The organism is Corticimicrobacter populi, assembly GCF_003123725.1.
GTDB lineage: Bacteria > Pseudomonadota > Gammaproteobacteria > Burkholderiales > Burkholderiaceae_B > Corticimicrobacter > Corticimicrobacter populi.
The window spans coordinates 911,156-930,376 of sequence record NZ_QETA01000001.1; the positions used below are offsets into that span (position 1 = coordinate 911,156).

Genomic DNA, 19,221 nt, shown 5'->3' on the forward strand with positions numbered 1-19,221 from the left:
TCGGCACAGCCTTGCTCCATCAGAGGACAATGATGGCTTCTACTTCGAACTGGGCACCCTTGGGCAGGCTGACGACACCTACCGTGGAGCGGGCCGGGTATGGCTGCGGAATCAATTCCGACATGATGGCGTTGGCTGCCGCAAAGCGCTCCAGATCCGTCAGGAACAGGGTCAGCTTGACGATGTTCTCGAGCGTACCGCCTGCCGCTTCGATCACGGCCTGCATGTTGGCAAATGCCTGGCGTACCTGGGCCTCGAAATTCTCGGCCACCAGTTCGCCGGTCTCGGGCTCAAGCCCGATCTGGCCGGACAGGTAGACCGTACGGCCTGCGGGGGCCTCGACGGCCTGGGAGTAAGGGCCGACAGCGGCCGGGGCGGCATTGGTCTGGATGATTTTCTTGCTCATGACAGCTCCATTAATAAATGACTATTGCAGTTTAATATGCAATAGTCATTTTTAACAGCCTTCCCGGCAGCGGGCCGACTTTTTATTTCTCGACGAAGGCGCGCTCGATGACATAGTCACCCGGTTGACCGACCCCGGGTGACACCACGAAACCGTTGCCGTCGAGCATGGCGCACAGGTCGTTCAGCATCTGCGGGCTGCCGCACAGCATGACACGATCATGTTCGGGGTTCAGTTGCGGCAGGCCGATATCCTGCGCCAGCTTGCCGCTTTCGATCAGGGTCGTGATTCGGCCGGTATTGCGGAACTCCTCGCGGGTTACCGTGGGGTAGTAGATCAGCTTTTCGCGGACGACATCGCCAAAGAACTCATTATTGGGCAGTTCTTTTTCGATGAAATCGGCATAGGCCAGCTCACTCACCCAGCGCACGCCATGAATCAGCACGATCTTGTCGAAACGATCGTAGACCTCAGGGTCCTTGATGATGCTCATGAAGGGGGCCAGGCCCGTGCCCGTGCCCAACAGATAGAGATTCTTGCCGGGCTTGAGATCATCGACCACCAGCGTGCCGACGGGCTTCTTGCTGACCAGGATCTCATCACCGACCTGCAGATGCTGCAGTCGCGAGGTCAGCGGGCCATCAGGCACCTTGATGCTGAAGAACTCGAGGTTTTCCTCGTAGTTGGCGCTGGCGATACTATAGGCACGCATCAGCGGCTTGCCATTGACTTCCAGACCGATCATCACGAAATGGCCGTTGTGAAAGCGCAGGGCCGGGTCGCGAGTCGTGGTGAAGGTGAAGAGCGTGTCGTTCCAGTGGTGAACGCTCAAGACGCGTTCGGTATTAAAGGCGGCCATGAATCTGATGTTTGTAAGAAGTTAGGGGAATAGCGTGCACCCCTATTCTACCCGGTAGTCCCGAGAAGAATAATTATTCCGCCTATGCGGAAATAAGCTTATGTACGCTTCTTTATAGCCCTTCCCGTGGCCTGTCGTCATGACACGGATCAAACATTCACGCGATGCCCCTCGATATCGAGGCTGCCATAAAGCAGAAATCACTGATAACATTGATATTCATTATTAGACTTGCGTTTTCTCAAGCCACCATCACGGAGACATGATGATCCCTGCCCGCCTGCTGTCGCCCACCCTCCTGGCCGCCGTTCTCAGCCTGCCCATCCATGCCGCCAGCGCCGCCGAAGTCAATCTCTATACCACGCGCGAACCTGCGCTGATCCAGCCCCTGATCGACAGTTTCACCAGTGAAACGCAGATCAAGGTCAATACCGTCTTCCTCAAGGACGGCCTGCTCGAGCGCGTCAAGGCAGAAGGCGACAAATCGCCGGCCGACGTGCTGATGACCGTCGATATCGGTAACCTGCTCGATCTGGTCGAGGGGGGCGTAACACAGCCGATCGAGTCCACTGTATTGCAGGAAACGATTCCGGCCAACCTGCGCAGTCCCGACAATGACTGGTTCAGCCTGTCCCTGCGCGATCGCGTACTGTATGCCGACAAGGATCTGGACATTACCGAGTTCAACTATGAAGACCTGGCCGATCCTCGCTGGAAGGGCAAGGTCTGCATCCGTTCCGGACAGCACCCCTACAACACGGCCCTGATCGCGGCCATGATCTCGCACCATGGCGAGGCAGCCACCGAAACCTGGCTGCGTGGGGTCAAGGACAACCTGGCCCGCAAGGCCACCGGCGGTGATCGCGACGTGGCGCGCGACATCCTGGGCGGCATCTGCGATATCGGCATCGCCAATGCCTACTACGTCGGCCGCATGAAAAACAGCGAGCCCGGTACCGACAACTACAAGTGGGGCGAAGCCATCAAAGTGATCCGTCCGACCTTCGAAGGCAGCGGTGGCGGCACGCATGTCAATGTCAGCGGTGCAGCCGTTGCCCGTCATGCCCCCAACAAGGCCGAGGCCGTGCAGTTGCTGGAATACCTGGTGTCCGACAAGGCTCAACAACTCTACGCAGGTGCCAATTACGAGTATCCGGTCAAAGCCGGCGTCGAACTTGATCCTGTCGTCGCCAGCTTCGGTGAACTCCAGGTTGATGCCATCCCCGTCAGCGACATCGCCAAGAATCGCAAGCTCGCCAGCGAACTGGTCGACAAGGTCGGTTTCAACAACTGACGTGTCGTTGTCCCGTCTCTTGCGCCACGGGTGGCAACTGCCACCCGTACTGATCGCCGCCTGTGTCCTGATCCCCATTGCCTCGCTGGCGGCTTCGGCCCTGTCCGGAAGTCCGGCGCACTGGACGCATCTGGCCAGCCACGTGCTGCCCGAGGCACTCTCCAATACGCTGGTCCTGCTATTGGCCGTAGGTGTGATCGTGACCCTGCTGGGTACCGTTACCGCCTGGCTGGTGACGGCCTATGACTTTCCCGGGCGGCGCATCCTCTCCTGGGCATTGCTGCTGCCGCTGGCCGTTCCCTCCTACATCATCGCATTCTCCTATGTTGACCTGATGCACCCGTTGGGACCGATACAGGGCACCCTTCGAGCCATCCTGGGCATCGACAGTCCGAGAGGACTCAGGCTGCCCGACATCCGTTCGCTGACGGGCTGTATCCTGGTGCTTGGTTTCGTGCTCTATCCCTATGTCTACCTGACGACCCGGATCATGTTTCAGACCCAGGCCGCCAGTCTCATCGAGGCGGCACGCATGCTCGGTGCCCGGCCACTGACCGTTTTTGCAAGGGTGGCGCTGCCTCTGGCACGGCCGGCAATTGCAGTGGGTGTCAGCCTGGCGTTGCTGGAGGCCATGAACGACATCGGTGCTTCCGAGTTTCTGGGTGTCCAGACTGTGACAGTAGCAATTTACAGCACCTGGATTTCGCGTTCGGACCTGCCGGGTGCTGCGCAGATTGCACTGGTCATGCTGGTACTCGTGCTGGCGCTCATCATGCTGGAGCGTCATGGTCGCCGGCGCCAACGCTTTGCCACGGCACGGCGTGCACAGCCCCTGCGTCCGATACGCCTGGGCCGCAGAGCTGGTCTGCTGGCCCTGCTGGTCTGTCTGTTGCCGGTCATTCTGGGATTCGTCGCGCCGGCCCTCCATCTGCTGCACGAAACAGTCAAGCGCCTGCAGCACGAGCTTCCTTCGCGACAGTTGTTAGACAGTTTCATCAATACCCTGCAAGTCTCGGCTCTGGCAACTGCACTGACCGTTGCCTGCGGACTGCTGGTAGCCTGGGCCGGACGCGGTGCCTGGCGCAGTGGCGCGGCACCCTCTGCTGGTCTGGCAGGACGCTTTGCCAGCCTTGGCTATGCAATACCCGGCACGGTGCTTGCCATTGGCTTGCTGGCACCGCTGGTCGCGGTCGATCACGCGCTGTCCGGACTGCTGGGGCAATGGAGCGACCGAGCACCGCAATTGATCCTCATGGGTTCCATGGGCGGCCTGGTTATTGTCTACATGCTGCGTTTCATGGCGATTGCCGTAGGTGGTATCGAATCCGGTCTGGAGCGTATTCCCCGATCACTGGACCATGCCGCCGCCACGCTGGGCGAACGCCCCGGTGGACTGCTGCGTCGCATACACCTGCCGCAGCTCTGGCCCGCGATTGCCGCGGCAGCCCTGCTGGTGTTCGTCGATACCATGAAAGAATTGCCGGCCACCCTGCTGCTGCGACCACTCAATTTCGATACGCTGGCCACCTGGCTGTACGCCGAAGCCGCGCGCGGCACGTACGAAGAAGGTGCCATTGCGGCACTCGGCATCGTGCTGGCCGGTCTGCTGCCCGTTATCCTGCTGGCCAGGGTCAATCGTTCTGCGCCCTAAACACGATCCTCTTCTCATGCCTTCCTATCTCACTCTTGAACACCTGCATCTGGCTTATCCCAATGGACGGTCACGCTGGCACAGTGTGGTACATGATCTGGATCTGAGTCTCGAACCAGGGGAAATTGCCAGCCTGCTGGGTGAATCCGGCTGCGGCAAGACCACCATTCTGCGTGCCGTGGCAGGGCTCGACATGCCACGCTCGGGACGCATCGTGCTCGATGGACAGGAACTGGCAGGTGACGGCTGCTTCGTTCCGCCAGAACAGCGCCGCATCGGTATGATGTTTCAGGACTATGCCCTGTTTCCCCATCTGGACATCCGGGCCAATATTGGTTTTGGTATCCGACGTCTGCCGGCCGCACAGCGCGCCGACAGGATTGCGGAAATGGCCCGACTCGTCGGGCTTGAGCACAGTCTGGACAAATACCCGCACGAGCTGTCCGGCGGGCAGCAGCAACGCATTGCACTGGCTCGCGCCATGGCGCCCAGCCCTCGCCTGCTGTTGCTGGACGAACCCTTTTCCAGTCTCGATATTCATACCCGGGAACGCCTGGCCTTCGAAGTACGCGACATTCTCAAGGAAACCGGTACTACTGCCCTGCTTGTGACGCACAGCCAGGCCGAGGCCTTCGCCATTTCTGATTCAGTCGGACTGATGCATGAAGGCAGGATTGTGCAGTGGGACACCCCCTACGGATTGCACCACCACCCTGCCAGTGATTATGTCAGGCGCTTCATACGCCATGGTGATGCCCTGGAAGACCGGCGCAACGAAATCTTCCGTCGCGCCCGCCCTGACACTGCCGTACGAGAAAGTGCCAACTCAATTCTGTCGTCTGTGGACTCCTAGCCACCGACGAGCATACATATTCCTACTGGCCAGCCACACTCATTCCATATCCAGCTCACGCAACTTGCGTGTGATGGTGTTGCGTCCCAGCCCCAGCCGGCTGGCCGCCTCGACGCGGCGATTGCGGCAATGCTCGAGCCCGGCCGCCAGCACCAGACGCTCGAACTCTCGCGTCATGCTCTGCATGACAGCAGGCTCACCGCGTTGCAGCCGTGCGCGCGCCTCCTGGCTCACCATCTCATGCCAGTCCGGCAGGCCATTCACGCTGCGGATGGCTTCACGCACCATATCGGCACGTCCGGACAGCCCCCCGCCAGCCTGTGAAGACACAGGACTGTCAACGATCTGTCCAGGCAGAATCGACAGACTGCTGCGCACTTCCGGCGGCAGGTCATGCACTTCCACGATCTGCCCTGGTGCCATCACGGTCAGCCAATGGCAGAAATTCTCGAGCTGGCGCACATTGCCCGGAAACGGGTAGGCGCACATTGCTTCCATCGCTGCCGGACTGAGCTGGCGTACCGGCACGCCCAGCGTACGTGCACTGATGGCCAGGAAATGTGCCGTTAGTTCGGGAATATCCTCGGCGCGTTCGCGCAGCGGCGGCAGGCGCAGCCGGATGACGTTCAGTCGATGGAACAGGTCTTCACGGAACTTGCCCTCGGCGACGCGTGTTTCCAGCGGCTGGTGCGTAGCTGCGACGATGCGGACATCGACCTGTACCGGCTGGGTACCGCCGATCCGGTAGAAACTGCCTTCAGACAGCACCCGCAACAGGCGAGTCTGCAGTTCCAGCGGCATGTCGCCGATTTCATCGAGGAACAGCGTACCGCCATCGGCCTCCTCGAAACGGCCGCGACGCAAAGAGTTGGCCCCCGTAAAGGCTCCGCGTTCATGGCCGAACAGTTCGGCCTCCAGCAGATCACGCGGGATAGCTGCCGTATTCAGAGCGATGAAAGGCCGCCCGGACCGTGCGCCATGTCCATGCAGGGCACGCGCCACCAATTCCTTGCCGGTACCGGATTCACCCGTGATGAGCACACTGGCACGCGACGGAGCCAGGCGTCCGATGGCGCGAAACACTTCCTGCATTGCAGGTGCCTTGCCCAGCAGAAATGTACCGGAAACGTTACCGGCATCGCCGGACTCGGCACTGTCGTTCGGGTTGCTGCCGTCTTCGGCGTCCTGGTGATTGAGAGCTGCCTCGTTCAGTGCGCGACGGATCAGTGCTACAGCCTCGTTGACATCAAACGGCTTGGCCAGGTAATCGAAAGCACCGCCCTGGAATGCCGCCACCGTGCTGTCCAGGTCGGTATAAGCCGTCATGATGATGACAGGCAGGTCGGGATATTCCCGCTTGAGGCGTTCCAGCAGATTCAGTCCCGACTCTCCGGGCATCCGAATATCTGAAATCAGCGCGCCGGGATGGTCGTGGCCTGGCAGTTCTGCCAGGGCCTTGAGCACCGATGCCGCATCTGAAAAGCTGCGGGACTCGATACCGGCCCGCATCAGGGATTTTTCCAGCACCCATCGGATAGCCTGGTCATCATCCACGATCCATACAGTATTCATGGCCGCTCCATGGGTAAAAGTATTCTGAATTCGGTGTGCCCCGGTTCGGATTCGAACTCGACCACACCGCCATGTTGCTGCACAAAGTCCTGCGCCAGATTCAGGCCCAGGCCGGTACCGCTGGCGCGCCCTGTCACCAGGGGATGAAATACGCGCTCCTGGATTTCAGGCGGCACGCCGGGGCCGTTATCAATGACAGACACCACCAGGACCAGCCGATGTCGACGATCCATCAGTACCTGCTGACGAGCCACGCGGGTACGCAATGTGATCAGGCCGCCAGGTGGCTCCTGTTCGCACAGGACCTGTGCCGCATTGCGGATCACGTTGAGCAGCACCTGCATCAGCCGTGCACCATCCCCGGGAAAATCGGGGATCGATGCATCGTAATCACGCCGGATATCCAGCCCGTACTGGCTGAACTCGGCACGCACCAGCATGGCCGCCTTCTCGCACAGCTCGTGAATGTTGAGCATGGCAAAGTGCAGAGGCGCACGCTGCGGTGCCAGCAGCCGGTCCACCAGGGATTGCAGCCGATCAGCCTCCGAAATGATGACCTGCGTGTATTCCTTGAGCTGACGATCATCCAGCTCGGCTTCCAGCAACTGCGCGGCACCTCGCACGCCGCCCAGCGGATTCTTGACTTCATGCGCGAGATTTCGCAGCAATTCGCGACTGCTGCCGGCCTGTTCATACATCTGCTGGTTGCGTTCGGCCAGCAGTTGTTGCTCGATTTCCCGCAATTCGAGCATGACGGGCCAGGGTTGTTCATAGAGTGCCACGATGGACGCGAACACCGGCGTCGTTTCATGCCCCTTACGCAGATTGAAGAGCTGGCGCCGGTCAATGAATTGACCGGCGCATGCTTCTTTTAGTGATGCGTCCAGCTCGGCGCTTTCCATTACCAAAGAGGTGCAGGCTACGCCTTGCAGGACTTTACGCGAACGACCCAGCAGGTTCTCTGCCGCGCCGTTGGCGTACTGGATGTCCCCTTGAGCATCGACCAGCAGGATCGATGTGGCGAGCAGATCAAACGCATCCAGGTTCATTTGATCGCTCCAGGTCATGGTTGTAATGCGTGGATCAGTTGCTGTAGTACAGGTCGAACTCAACAGGATGCGGCGTCATGCGCAGGCGCGTGACTTCGTCCATCTTGAGGGCGATGTAGGCATCGATCGCGTCGTTGCTGAACACACCGCCACGGGTCAGGAACTCGCGGTCCTTGTCGAGCGCGGCCAGTGCTTCTTCCAGCGAAGCGCACACGGTCGGAATCTTGGCATCCTCTTCCGGCGGCAGGTCGTACAGGTTCTTGTCGGCCGGATCGCCGGGGTGGATCTTGTTCTGCACACCGTCCAGGCCGGCCATCATCAGGGCCGAGAATGCCAGGTAGGGATTGGCCAGAGGGTCCGGGAAACGGGCTTCGATACGACGGGCCTTGGGGCTGTCCACGTAAGGAATGCGGATCGAGGCCGAACGGTTGCGTGCCGAGTAGGCCAGCTTGACCGGCGCTTCGAAGCCGGGCACCAGACGTTTGTAGGAGTTGGTGCCGGGATTGGTGATGGCATTCAGTGCGCGGGCGTGCTTGATGATACCGCCGATGTAGTACAGCGCGAACTCGGACAGACCGGCGTAAACATTGCCGGCAAACAGGTTCTGACCGTCCTTCCAGATCGACTGGTGCACGTGCATGCCGGAACCGTTGTCACCAAGGATGGGCTTGGGCATGAAAGTCACGGTCTTGCCATAGGCGGCTGCGACGTTCCAGATCGTGTATTTCATGATCTGGTTCCAGTCGGCGCGCTCGACCAGCGTGCTGAACTTGGTGCCGATTTCACATTGGCCGGGACCTGCCACTTCGTGGTGATGGATTTCGACCGGTACACCCTGCTGCTCCAGCAGGATGCTCATTTCGGAGCGCAGATCCTGGAACGAATCGGTAGGCGGAACGGGGAAGTAGCCGCCTTTGACGCGGGGACGATGGCCCATGTTGCCACCGGGATAATCAGTACCCGTGGACCAGGAACCTTCTTCGGAACGGATCTTGACGAAGCTGCCGGACGGATTGCTGTCCCAGGTCACACCATCGAAGACGAAGAACTCGGGCTCGGGACCGAAGAACGCCGTGTCGCCGATGCCGGTCGACTTCAGATAGGCTTCGGCGCGCTTGGCCAGCGAACGGGGGTCGCGATCATAGCCCTGCATGTTCGAAGGTTCGATCACGTCGCAGGTCAGGATCAGCGTGGTTTCTTCACGGAACGGATCCAGGCGGGCGGTACTCAGGTCGGGCGAAAGCATCATGTCGGATGCTTCGATACCCTTCCAGCCGTGAATCGAAGAACCGTCGAAAGCCTGCCCGCTTTCGAGCTTGCCCTCATCGATTTCGCCGGTGGGAACGGTCACGTGGTGCTCGCGGCCGATGGTATCGGTGAAGCGGAAATCGACGAACTTGACTTCATGCGTCTCGATTTGCTTCAGAACGTCTTGAGTGGTCGCCATGATAGCTCCATAAAGAAAATAGCGATTCGGATGTGAGATGGCAGGTCGCCTTCTACCTTATGCTCCGGCTGGAACATGCTGCTTCAGCGCCCAGGCACAGATTATCAAGCAAAAAGCGTGCCAACATGAAAGAACGGAGAATATGCATCAAACCGGGCGTTTTTATGACCACGACGGGGTTGTCTGCACCATCTGCATGCGCCAGCACCAAATAAAAGCACCATAATGGTGCCGCAAGCACAGGCAGCACCATATTAGTGCAACACTGCAGATCAGGCCAGAAAGATTTCCTGCAAATCGTTCAGGAAGCGCCATCCCAGCGGTGTCGCCATCAGTCGGGTCGGATCCGCGTCCAGCAATCCCTTGCGCGTAGCCTCTTCCATCATCCTGGCGATGTCGGCCAGGGGAATGCCGGTACGCTCCTCGAACCAGGCGACAGGCACGCCGCGACGCAGACGCAATGCATTGAGCATGAACTCGAAAGGCAGTTCGTCCAGTGCCGGCTGGCGTGTTTCGGCAATATGACCACCCTGCCCTGCCAAAGCGGCATCGATCCAGCTCTGTGGCTGCTTCAGGCGTGCCTGACGCACGATACGGTCATGGAAGGTCAATTTGCCATGCGCGCCCGGGCCGATGCCAAGATAGTCGCCAAATTCCCAATAGTTGCGGTTGTGCAGACACTGCTGGCCCGGCCGTGCATAGGCAGAGATTTCATAGCGTTCGAAACCGGCCTGTGCCATGCGCGACTCCAGCATTTCCTGCATGCCGGCGGCACTGTCCTCGTCGGGCAGCACCGGCGGGTACTTGGCAAATACGGTATTGGGTTCCAGTGTCAGGTGGTACAGCGACAGGTGTGATACCCCGCTGCTCAGGGCCGTTTCAAGATCAGCTTGGCACTGTGCCTCACTCTGCCCCGGCAAGGCGTACATCAGGTCCAGATTGACGCGACCGACCGATCGCAGGGCAATCTCGATCGCCGCCCGTGCCTGGGCACTGTCGTGCACGCGGCCCAGGGCCTGCAAGTGGGCGTCATTGAAACTCTGAATACCCAGCGAAATGCGGTTGACGCCGGAGGCCGCATAGGCGGCAAAGCGTGCCGCTTCAACCGTGCCCGGATTGGCCTCCATCGTGATTTCGGCATCCGGCAACAGGTTCAGACGCGCACGCACCATAGCCAGTATGCGATCCAGTGCCTGTGCAGACAGCAGGCTGGGCGTACCGCCGCCGATAAAGACGGAAATGACCTGGCGGCCCCAGATATCAGGCAGCGCCCCTTCCAGGTCGGCCTGCAGCGCCTGCAGATACGCCTCCTCGGGTAAATCTGCACCAGCCTGATGCGAGTTGAAGTCACAATAGGGACATTTGCGCACGCACCAGGGGACATGGATGTACAGAGACAACGGCGGCAGACTGCGCATCTGCAGCCTGCCCTGGTGCGAGCCGGCATGCGCCGACGCCATGCGCGTCAGCGGAATCACGCGCATGGCCTGTGAGTGGCTCATGCTGTCTGACCCAACTGAGCCAGCAGTTGCTGCCAGGCCAGCGCCCGGTGGCTGATCTGGTTCTTGCGGCCGGGTTCCAGCTCGGCGGCGGTACAGCCTTCGCTTGCCAGGGAAAACAAGGGGTCGTAGCCAAAACCGTGTGTGCCGCGGGGGACCTCGGCGATTTCTCCCTGCCAAAGGCCTTGTGCGACCAGCGGTAGCGGATCCTCGGCATGCCGTACCAATGCCAGCACCGCGACATAACAGGCTTGGCGGTCAGTGCGGCCGGCCAGTTGTGCGAGCAAGTGGACGTTGTTAGCAGTATCCGATTTCTCTCCTCCGGCGCGTTGCGCATAGCGCGCCGAATAGACGCCGGGCGCACCGTCAAGCGCCTGCACGCACAGCCCCGAGTCATCGGCCAGTGCCGGCAGTCCGGAAGCCCGGCTGGCGTGGCGTGCCTTGGTCAGGGCATTTTCGATGAATGTGGGATAGGGTTCTTCCGCCTCGCTGATCTGCAACGCTGCCTGTGGCAGGACTTCGACTCCGTACGGGGCAAGCAGGCCAGAGAACTCCTTGAGCTTGCCGGCATTGTTCGAAGCCAGCACCAGTCGGGAAAATGGAAATTGAAGCGTCATCATCAACCTGTCTTGTCTGTTTCAGGCCAGAATTGTAGCCTGCGGCAGCAACACGGCCACAGGCGGCGACAAAAGCTTGGTATGCTTGCCGTTCTTTTTTCCAGCCCCCATTCAAGCCCCTGCGCACGCCTCGGACCATGTCCCGTCTATACAAATATTTCTTCCGTGGCGTCATCGCCATTCTGCCTCTGGCCCTGACGCTTTACCTGCTCTACATCTTCCTGTTCTGGATGGAGAACATGTCGATGAGCGTGCTGCACCCCTTCTTCGGCAACTTCTATATTCCGGGCATGGGTTTGGTGCTGGGCGTACTCATCATCATGCTGATCGGTTATCTGGCCTCGCTGGAGCGGATCCAGAAACTGTTTCTGCTGGTCGAACTGCCGTTCAATAACCTGCCGGTCGTCAAGAGCATCTATTCGTCGATCAAGAACTTTGCCGACTATTTTTCGAGCAGCACCAAGGCAGGATCGCAGCAGGTCGTGCTGCTGCGCATGCCCGGCCATCAGTTCGAACTGGTCGGCCTGGTCACGCGCCGTGACATGGAAGGCCTGCCCGAGGGGTTCCTGCCGGGCTCGCGGGTGGCGGTCTATCTGCCCATGGGCTATATGATCGGCGGCTATACCGTATTCGTTCCCGAATCATGGGTGCACCCGATCCAGATGTCGGTCGAAGAAGCCATGCGCTCTTCGCTGATTGCCTGGATGGCACGCGCCGATGCCAGTCAGGCCATGCCGCCGGTCCCGCCCATTCATCCCGAACCCCCGCCAGCAACAGGCCATGACGGCAATACGCCGCCCTCGCCGCCACCTGCTCAATGACGCACTGAGCCGTTGCCCTCTGCCACGGGTGTTTTTGCTGCGGCCATAGGAGCATGGTCGTGGGCATGTTCATGCGAATGCGCATGCTCACGGTCGTTATGATCGTGACCATGGTGATGCCCGGATTGCACTTCGGCATGATCGTGCGAGTGGTCATGCTGATGGTCATGTGCAGGGACGGCCGCCCGACTGGCAGATGGCCGGCGCCCCAGCAGCCTCAGACCATTGAAGACCACCAACAGGCTGGCCCCCATATCGGCGAATACGGCCATCCACATGGTGGCCTGCCCCGCAAAGGCGAGGGCGACGAATACTGCCTTGATCGACAGCGCCAGCGTAATGTTCTGAACCAGGATACGAGATGTCTTGCGTGACAGGGCCACCAATTGTGGCAATTTGCGCAGATCGTCATCCATGATGGCCACATCGGCAGAGGCAATCGCGATATCCGAGCCCAGCGCACCCATCGCAATGCCTACATCGGCCTGGGCCAGCGCGGGCGCATCATTGATGCCATCACCTACCATGGCCACGCGACTTCCCTGCGCCTGCAGCGTGCGAATCACAGCCTGCTTGTCTTCCGGCAGCAGGCCGGCACGCACGTCATCCAGGCCCACCGACTCCGCAATCACTGCCGCCACATGTGGGTTGTCGCCACTCAGCATCATGGTTTTCACGCCCATGCCATGCAGCGTTGCCAGCGCCTCCCGGCTGCTGGGCTTGATCTGATCTGCCACACCAAACCAGGCCTGAACCCGGCTGCCGGCTGCCAGCAAGACCACCGTCCGGCCAGCCCGTTCGGCCGCATCGATCTGAGCCAGCACGGCATCCAGCACGATGCCGGATTCCCGCATCAGGCGGGCGTTGCCGAGCAACCAGCGCTGCCCGCCAATCACCCCTTCGATGCCGCCTCCGGGAATGGCTGCGAACTGTTCGACCGCATCGATCACCAACCCATTCTGCCGTGCCTGTGCCGCAATGGCCTGCGATACCGGATGATCCGACTGTGTCGCCAGGCTGCCACCCAGTCGCTGAGCCTGCGTCGGATCGAGCGTCGCACCCTCGAAACAACCCATATCGAGCTGGGTCGGGCGTCCCTGGGTAATGGTGCCGGTCTTGTCAAAGGCAGCCCAGGACAACATGCGAGCCGTTTCCAGATAGGCACCACCCTTGATGAGAATTCCCTGCCGGGCGGCCGTTGCCAGCCCGCTGACAATGGTCACCGGGGTGGAAATCACCAGTGCGCATGGGCAGGCGATCACCAGCAGCACCAGCGCGCGGTAAAGTGCATCCAGCCAGGGCATGCCGAAGGCCAGTGGTGGTACGACAGCCACCAGCAGCGCCACCAGAAATACTGCCGGCGTGTAGTAGCGTGCGAAACTATCGACAAAACGCTGAGTCGGTGCCTTGCTGCCCTGGGCGCTTTCGACCGCTTCGGCCACGCGTGCCAGCGTCGAATCCTGACTGGTGGACACCGTTTCGAACACCAGCATGCCCGAAGTATTGATGCTGCCGGCATAGAGCATGTCGCCTGGCCGCTTGTCGACCGGCACGCTTTCGCCGGTAATTGGTGACTGGTCAACGGCCGAGGCTCCCTCTACCACCTTGCCGTCAAGCGCGATCCGCTCGCCGGGCCGGGCCCGTGCCAGACTGCCGACAGGCACCTGTGCCGTAGGCACATCCAGCCAATTGCCATCCGCCTGCCGCAGTTGTATTTCATCCGGTGCCAGCGAAACCAGTTCATGGATGGCGGCTCGGGCGCGGTCCAGCGAGCGTGCCTCGATCAATTCCGCCAAGGTGAAGAGAAACATCACCATGGCGGCCTCTGGCCACTGGCCGATCAGCACGGCTCCTGTCACGGCAATGCTCATCAGGGCATTCATGTTGAGATTGAGGCTGCGGAGCGCCAGCCAGCCCTTGCGATAGGTACTCAAGCCGCACAGACCAATGGATACGATCGCCAGCACCAGTACCAACCAGCCCGGCGCATCCAGCCAATGTGCCACTTCGGCACCGAGCGCCGCAACGCCGGCCACGATCAGGCCCGGAGGAATCCGGGTCATGGGTGGCGCAGTACGGGGTGCCCCCTCCTGTTCGGGCACCCCTGCCAGGCCGATATCCGTCAATGCCTGCAGGATGGGGGGCAGGCCGCCGGCCTCATGCCTGACAGTCAATACGCGTTGAACCAGGTTGAAGTCGAGCTCACGCACGCTCTCCATGCCGCGCAGGCGATTGCGGATCAAAGCCTCTTCAGACGGGCAATCCATCTGATCGATGCGTATCCGTGAGTGTTCGAGTGGCTGTGTCATGGCGGGGGTTTCCTGTAGAGCCGATCTTGCGTATGATCATTAGAAACCCTGAAGCGACTTTAGAGTCAAGCACAAACAGGAACGCTACACCATGACACTCAAAATCGGCGAACTTGCCCGGCAAACGCACTGCACTGTCGAGACCATCCGCTACTACGAACAGGCCGGCCTGTTGCCCGCACCATTGCGCAGCAGCGGCAATTATCGGCTCTACAACGACAACCATATCGAGCGGCTGCATTTCATACGGCATTGTCGTATGCTGGACATTTCCCTGGAAGAAATACAGACGCTGCTGGCCTACAAGGATACACCCGAGCAGGATTGCGCCCATGTCAATGCGCTGCTCGACACGCATATCGACAGGCTGGAAACACAGATCGCCACCTTGCTGTCACTCAAGCAGCGCCTGCAGGACCTGCGCGGACAATGCAGCGGCTCTCACCCGGTCGAGAACTGCGGCATCATCCAGGGGCTGGAACACTGTTCCTGCGAAACAGCGGTCAGTCCTGCCTGACCCAGTTGATCTCCAGCGGCTCATCCAGCGCAAAGCGCTGCAGATGGGTGGCGATCACGCCTTGCAGCCACTCCAGGCGCTCGACGTCCTCGTGGATCGCCTGCAGCACGAGACCTTCGTCATCCGCATCGAATACCGCACGCGCCTGTGCATCGAACGGAATCTCGGCATGCGTCTCGGTCGAAACAACTTCAAACTTGTGCGACCAGTGCTTGCAGAGCTTGAACAGATAGCGTTTGCCCTGCGCAGTCTTGACGTGTGCGATCGATGTCGCCATACAGCAATCTCCTAGAAAAATCAGTCCAGCAACCGGATCGGTGTGCCCTGCAGCCAGGCAAGGATATCCTCGACCGCATCCGGGTAGTAGATCCGGTAGTTCTCCTCGGTAGCATAGCCGATGTGCGGACTGAGCACGGTATTGGGCAGTGCAATATAAGGGTTGCCTGGTGACAATGGCTCGTCGGCATAGACATCCAGCCCGGCCCCGGCGATCCTGCCCTCGTGCAGTGCGGCAAACAGGGCTGCCTCGTCTACCAGCCCGGCCCGTGATGTATTGATGAAATAGGCATGTGCCGGCATCCGCGCAATGCTGTCGGCATCGACGATCCCATGCGTTCGTTCGCTCAGGACCAGATGCAGGGACACCGCATCAGCGCGCTCGAACAGCGCGGCCTTGTTGACCCGTTGCACGCCCACCTGGCTTGCTCGTTCATCGGTCAGGTTGGGACTCCAGGCCAGCACCTCCATGCCGAACGCCTGCCCTACCCGCGCCATCCTGCTACCCAGCTTGCCCAGGCCGACCAGCCCCAGCGTCCGCCCCTCCAGAGAGAGGCTCAGTTGCGTTTGCCAGCGGCCATCACGCAAGGCCCGGTCTTCCTTGACGATCCGTTTGTGCAACGCCAGCAGCAACGCCCAGGCCAATTCAGCTGCCGGACTGCCCTGAGCGCGTGTACCCGAAACAACGATCCCTCGCGACTTGCAGGCAGCGACATCGATGGCGGCATTGCGCATACCGGTCGTCACCAGCAATCGCAACGCCGGCAAGGCTTCCAGCAATTCGGCCGGAAATGCCATGCGTTCGCGCATTGCCACGATGACTTCGGCGTCGCCCAGTGCCTCACGGGCATCCTCTTCACGCAGAGGCTGGTCAAAGAACACCACCTCGCAGTCGGCAGGCAGGCGCGACCAATCGGCAAAGGTTGGCGCAACACGCTGATAGTCATCCAGGACAGCGATTTTCATAAAAACTCCGACAAGGGGGCTGATACGGGAACATAAGGCAGATATTCAGGCGGACAGGCAATGACCATTCTTCCGCTAGGGTTTAAAATAAAAATGTTATCGTTTGTTAAAAAACACTTCAGCATTTGGAATACGCCATCATGCGCCTGAATTTCCTGCATCGAACACGCCCACAAAGCGGTACATACCATTGCGACCATGTTCCTGCCTCCATCGGCGGACTTGGTCTGCCGAATCGTCCGGGCCTGTTGCTGGCGTTCGTTCCACCTGAAGCACCTTTCTCTCGTACCAATGCGGCCTGGCAGCAACTTGCAGGAGATGGCCGCACAGTTGTAGCACTCTCATCCACCGGTGCCTTGCGCAGCCAGCGCAGCGGCTCGGTCTATTGCGACATGAACGGTCGCCAGGGCAGTTGGCTTTGGCTGCCGCAGACACTGGTAGCACAGCACGAAATCCACACCGTCAATCTACATACCGGCGGGCCGGCCAATGCACGTCAGCGCATCCAGGCCATCCGCCAGGAACTGGACAGACTGCGCATCGCCATGCCTTTGTCGGCGGAACGCACCTTTGCGTTGATCTATTGCGATGGTCTGTCTGCTTCGGAGGGGTTCCTGATGCAGGCCTGGTACGCCAGCGGTCGTTTTCCCTGCCTGGCGATCGGTGGCTCTGCCGGCGGCAAGCTGGATTTCAGCGGAACCGGCATCGCTGCCGGTGCAACCACTCTGAACGGCCAGGCCTTGATTGTCTTCTGCCAGATGGCCGAAGGTAAATCCTTCGCCCCGTTCAAGAGCCAGAACTTTCAGCCGACCGGGCAAAGCTGGCTGATTGCCCAGGCCGATCCCGTGACCCGTACCGTGACTTCGGTCTTTGATCGCCACGGCAGGCCACAGCCTATCCTGGAGGCGCTGGCAGAACACCTGGGCTGCAGTCAGGCCCAACTGAGCGAACACCTCGAGGGCAAGACTTTCGGCGTCAAGGTCCGTGATGAATATTTCATTCGCTCGATCGCCCGTATCCATGCCGATCGGCTGACCTTTTTCTGCGACCTGGAGTTCGGCGACCGGCTGCATCTGCTGCAGGCCACGGATTTCGTCGAAGGAACCCGGCAAGACTGGCGCAACTTCGTCGGCCAACACGGACAACCAGCCGCCCTGCTCCTCAACGACTGCGTCCTGCGCCGCATGGGCAACCTGGCACGCCTGGAGCAGGCCGAACTGTTCGGCGATACAGTGGCAGCAGGCTTCTCGAGCTTTGGTGAAATCCTGGGTGTACCGATCAACCAGACGCTGTCGGCACTGGCCTTTTTCGATCACGATGCCAAGGCCATGACGCATTTTCCGGTGGAGTATGCCACCTATGCCGATCACTATACCGAGCGTGCACTGAGACGCTGGGAAGCACTGAACGACATCCAGTCAGGCGTGATCCGCCAGGTTGTCGCTTACGAACAGGCCGTGGCACCACTGCTGACCGCCATGCCACACCTCGAACAGGCCACGCTGAGACAGAACGAAACCCTTGACGTGGCGCAATCCAGCATTCGCGCCATCAGTGCTTCCGCCACGGACAGCCAGGCCGCCCAGGAGCGCCTGAAAAGCGGGCTCGATGAACTGGAGCGGATTTCGTCGAGTATCGGCCGGATTACCCAGGGCATCAACGCCATTGCCGACCATACCAATCTGCTGGCACTCAATGCCGCCGTCGAGGCGGCACGGGCAGGCGAAGCAGGACGCGGTTTTGCCGTCGTGGCAGATGAGGTTCGCCGGCTCGCTTCATCCTCCAAGGAGCAGGTCGGTGCCACATCACGCAGTGTCCAGGAAGTAACGGACACCATCATCCGCATCCGCGACATTGCCGAACATACCTTGACGGCAACACAGCAAATGGCCAACCAGAGCATTTCGGCAGCCGACCAGATCGCCCGGATGGGGGCCGAAACCGATCAGGACAGGCAAAGTCTGGTCACCAGTCTCGACAAGCTCAAGGACCTGACGCACAGCATGGACGCAATGCAGGACGCCGTCGAACAATTGACACTGCTGCAAAAACTCGCCACCGCCTGAACTCAGTCAGGCAGGCTGTCCAGCCGCTCCAGCCAGGGACGGCGCTGTGCATCGCTCACGAAGCTTGCCTGCAGGCTGTTGCGTGCGATGCGCTTGATCTCGGCACGGCTCAACGACAGCGCCGCTGCCGTGTCGATGTAGTTCTGCGCTACATAGCCGCCGAAATAGGCTGGATCATCCGAGTTGATCGACACATTCAGGCCAGCGTCGAGCAAAGTTTTGAGGTTGTGCTCGGCCAGCGTATCGAATACCCGCAACCGGACATTCGAAAATGGGCAGACCGTCAGCGGAATCTGTTCACGTGCCAGCCGTGCCATCAGGGCGGGATCCTCGCTGGCACGCACACCATGGTCGATGCGCTGGCTCTGCAGCAGGTCCAGGGCTTCGAAAATATATTCGGGCGGCCCCTCCTCACCTGCATGCGCGACGACCGGCAGGCCCAGCCTGCGGCATTCGGCAAACAGGCGCTCGAACTTGGAGGGGGGGTGTCCCAGCTCCGATGAGTCCAGTCCCACGCCATGGAGACGATGCAGGTGCGGTCGCGCCTCGTCCAGCGTGGCGAAACCGTCTTCCTCGCTCAGGTGTCGCAAAAAACTCATGATCAGGCGCGTGCTCATGCCCCAGCGTTGCTGCGCCTCGACGCAGGCGCGCTCCAATCCATCCAGGACCGTGGAGAAAGGCACGCTGCGCAGCGTATGGGTCTGCGGGTCGAAGAACAGCTCGGCATGCACCACGCCATCTGCGTGGGCTCGCTCCAGATAAGCCAGCGCCAGGTCATGGAAATCCTGCTCATGCAGCAGCACGGCCGCGCCGGCATAGTACAGATCCAGAAAGCTCTGCAGGTTACTGAAATCATAGGCCACTCGCGTCGCCTCGACGCTGTCCCAGGGGAGTGGCACCGCGTTACGGCGGGCCAGCTCGAACATCATTTCGGGCTCCAACGTGCCTTCGATATGCAGGTGCAGTTCGGCCTTGGGCAAGGCGATGACAAATTCTTCCAGATTCATGAGTGCTCCTTG

The 19,221-nt window shown here is 60.3% G+C and carries 17 protein-coding genes; 6 read left to right on the forward strand and 11 right to left on the reverse strand.

Translation table 11 applies throughout. The features are described 5' to 3' along the window. Positions 1–19 precede the first annotated feature (19 nt). Both DD235_RS04385 and DD235_RS04390 read right to left on the reverse strand, forming a co-directional pair. Positions 20–406 carry a Rid family detoxifying hydrolase gene (locus DD235_RS04385; RefSeq protein WP_109060784.1) on the reverse strand — a complete coding sequence of 129 codons (387 nt, stop codon included), beginning with the start codon at positions 404–406 and terminating at the stop codon, positions 20–22. An 82-nt stretch (positions 407–488) separates the two neighbouring features. Continuing rightward, entirely contained in the window at positions 489–1,265 is a 777-nt protein-coding gene (locus DD235_RS04390; RefSeq protein ID WP_109060785.1) for a ferredoxin--NADP reductase, read from the reverse strand. Positions 1,266–1,527: 262 nt separating this feature from the next. Between DD235_RS04390 and DD235_RS04395 the strand changes: the two genes are divergently transcribed. From DD235_RS04395 to DD235_RS04405, 3 genes are read left to right on the forward strand one after another with little or no spacing between them, the layout of a single operon-like run. After that, a complete protein-coding gene (locus tag DD235_RS04395; RefSeq protein WP_109060786.1) occupies positions 1,528–2,559 on the forward strand; it encodes a Fe(3+) ABC transporter substrate-binding protein in 1,032 nt (343 codons plus the stop codon). Position 2,560: 1 nt separating this feature from the next. After that, positions 2,561–4,210 carry an ABC transporter permease gene (locus DD235_RS04400; protein WP_239990024.1) on the forward strand — a complete coding sequence of 550 codons (1,650 nt, stop codon included), beginning with the start codon at positions 2,561–2,563 and terminating at the stop codon, positions 4,208–4,210. A 16-nt stretch (positions 4,211–4,226) separates the two neighbouring features. Then, the gene (locus DD235_RS04405) at positions 4,227–5,063 is read left to right on the forward strand and encodes an ABC transporter ATP-binding protein (protein ID WP_109060788.1); all 837 of its coding nucleotides are present in this window, start codon (positions 4,227–4,229) and stop codon (positions 5,061–5,063) included. Between the two features lie 39 nt (positions 5,064–5,102). Here the strand turns inward: DD235_RS04405 and ntrC are convergent, their stop codons facing one another. The 5 genes from ntrC to rdgB all read right to left on the reverse strand — a co-directional run bounded on the left by ntrC (position 5,103) and on the right by rdgB (position 11,250). Then, positions 5,103–6,635, reverse strand: coding sequence for a nitrogen regulation protein NR(I) (gene ntrC, locus DD235_RS04410; protein WP_109060789.1), 1,533 nt, complete (start codon positions 6,633–6,635; stop codon positions 5,103–5,105). Continuing rightward, positions 6,632–7,684 carry a nitrogen regulation protein NR(II) gene (gene glnL, locus DD235_RS04415; RefSeq protein WP_109060790.1) on the reverse strand — a complete coding sequence of 351 codons (1,053 nt, stop codon included), beginning with the start codon at positions 7,682–7,684 and terminating at the stop codon, positions 6,632–6,634. Before glnL ends, ntrC begins: the two co-directional genes overlap by 4 nt. Positions 7,685–7,718: 34 nt before the next feature. Then, positions 7,719–9,131, reverse strand: coding sequence for a type I glutamate--ammonia ligase (gene glnA, locus DD235_RS04420; protein ID WP_109060791.1), 1,413 nt, complete (start codon positions 9,129–9,131; stop codon positions 7,719–7,721). Positions 9,132–9,403: 272 nt separating this feature from the next. After that, positions 9,404–10,591: a radical SAM family heme chaperone HemW gene (gene hemW, locus DD235_RS04425; protein ID WP_239990044.1), complete on the reverse strand. Its 1,188-nt coding sequence runs from the start codon at positions 10,589–10,591 to the stop codon at positions 9,404–9,406. A 38-nt stretch (positions 10,592–10,629) separates the two neighbouring features. Beyond that, positions 10,630–11,250: an RdgB/HAM1 family non-canonical purine NTP pyrophosphatase gene (gene rdgB / locus DD235_RS04430; protein ID WP_109060792.1), complete on the reverse strand. Its 621-nt coding sequence runs from the start codon at positions 11,248–11,250 to the stop codon at positions 10,630–10,632. A 134-nt stretch (positions 11,251–11,384) separates the two neighbouring features. On the opposite strand from rdgB, the gene DD235_RS04435 reads away from it, so the two are divergent. Next, a complete protein-coding gene (locus tag DD235_RS04435; RefSeq protein ID WP_109060793.1) occupies positions 11,385–12,068 on the forward strand; it encodes a DUF502 domain-containing protein in 684 nt (227 codons plus the stop codon). Here the strand turns inward: DD235_RS04435 and DD235_RS04445 are convergent. Continuing rightward, complete coding sequence (locus DD235_RS04445) at positions 12,062–14,377, reverse strand: heavy metal translocating P-type ATPase (RefSeq protein ID WP_239990025.1); 2,316 nt, start codon at positions 14,375–14,377, stop codon at positions 12,062–12,064. The genes DD235_RS04435 and DD235_RS04445 overlap by 7 nt on opposite strands. 91 nt (positions 14,378–14,468) lie before the next feature. Here DD235_RS04445 and cadR point away from each other — a divergent pair, with 91 nt between their 5' ends. Then, positions 14,469–14,894: a Cd(II)/Pb(II)-responsive transcriptional regulator gene (cadR, locus tag DD235_RS04450; RefSeq protein ID WP_109060794.1), complete on the forward strand. Its 426-nt coding sequence runs from the start codon at positions 14,469–14,471 to the stop codon at positions 14,892–14,894. Here cadR and DD235_RS04455 read toward each other — a convergent pair. Together DD235_RS04455 and DD235_RS04460 are read right to left on the reverse strand one after the other, a co-directional pair. Continuing rightward, positions 14,881–15,171, reverse strand: coding sequence for a DUF2218 domain-containing protein (locus DD235_RS04455; protein WP_109060795.1), 291 nt, complete (start codon positions 15,169–15,171; stop codon positions 14,881–14,883). The genes cadR and DD235_RS04455 overlap by 14 nt on opposite strands. A 20-nt stretch (positions 15,172–15,191) precedes the next feature. After that, positions 15,192–16,136, reverse strand: a complete 945-nt coding sequence (locus DD235_RS04460) for a D-2-hydroxyacid dehydrogenase family protein (RefSeq protein ID WP_109060796.1) — start codon at positions 16,134–16,136, stop codon at positions 15,192–15,194. 140 nt (positions 16,137–16,276) lie between these two features. On the opposite strand from DD235_RS04460, the gene DD235_RS04465 reads away from it, so the two are divergent. Continuing rightward, positions 16,277–18,202 (forward strand): methyl-accepting chemotaxis protein, encoded by a 1,926-nt coding sequence (locus DD235_RS04465; protein WP_109060797.1) that lies wholly within the window; start codon positions 16,277–16,279, stop codon positions 18,200–18,202. Positions 18,203–18,204: 2 nt separating this feature from the next. On the opposite strand, the gene DD235_RS04470 is transcribed toward DD235_RS04465, so the two are convergent. Further along, complete coding sequence (locus DD235_RS04470) at positions 18,205–19,209, reverse strand: adenosine deaminase (RefSeq protein WP_109060798.1); 1,005 nt, start codon at positions 19,207–19,209, stop codon at positions 18,205–18,207. Between the last annotated feature and the right edge of the window lie 12 nt (positions 19,210–19,221).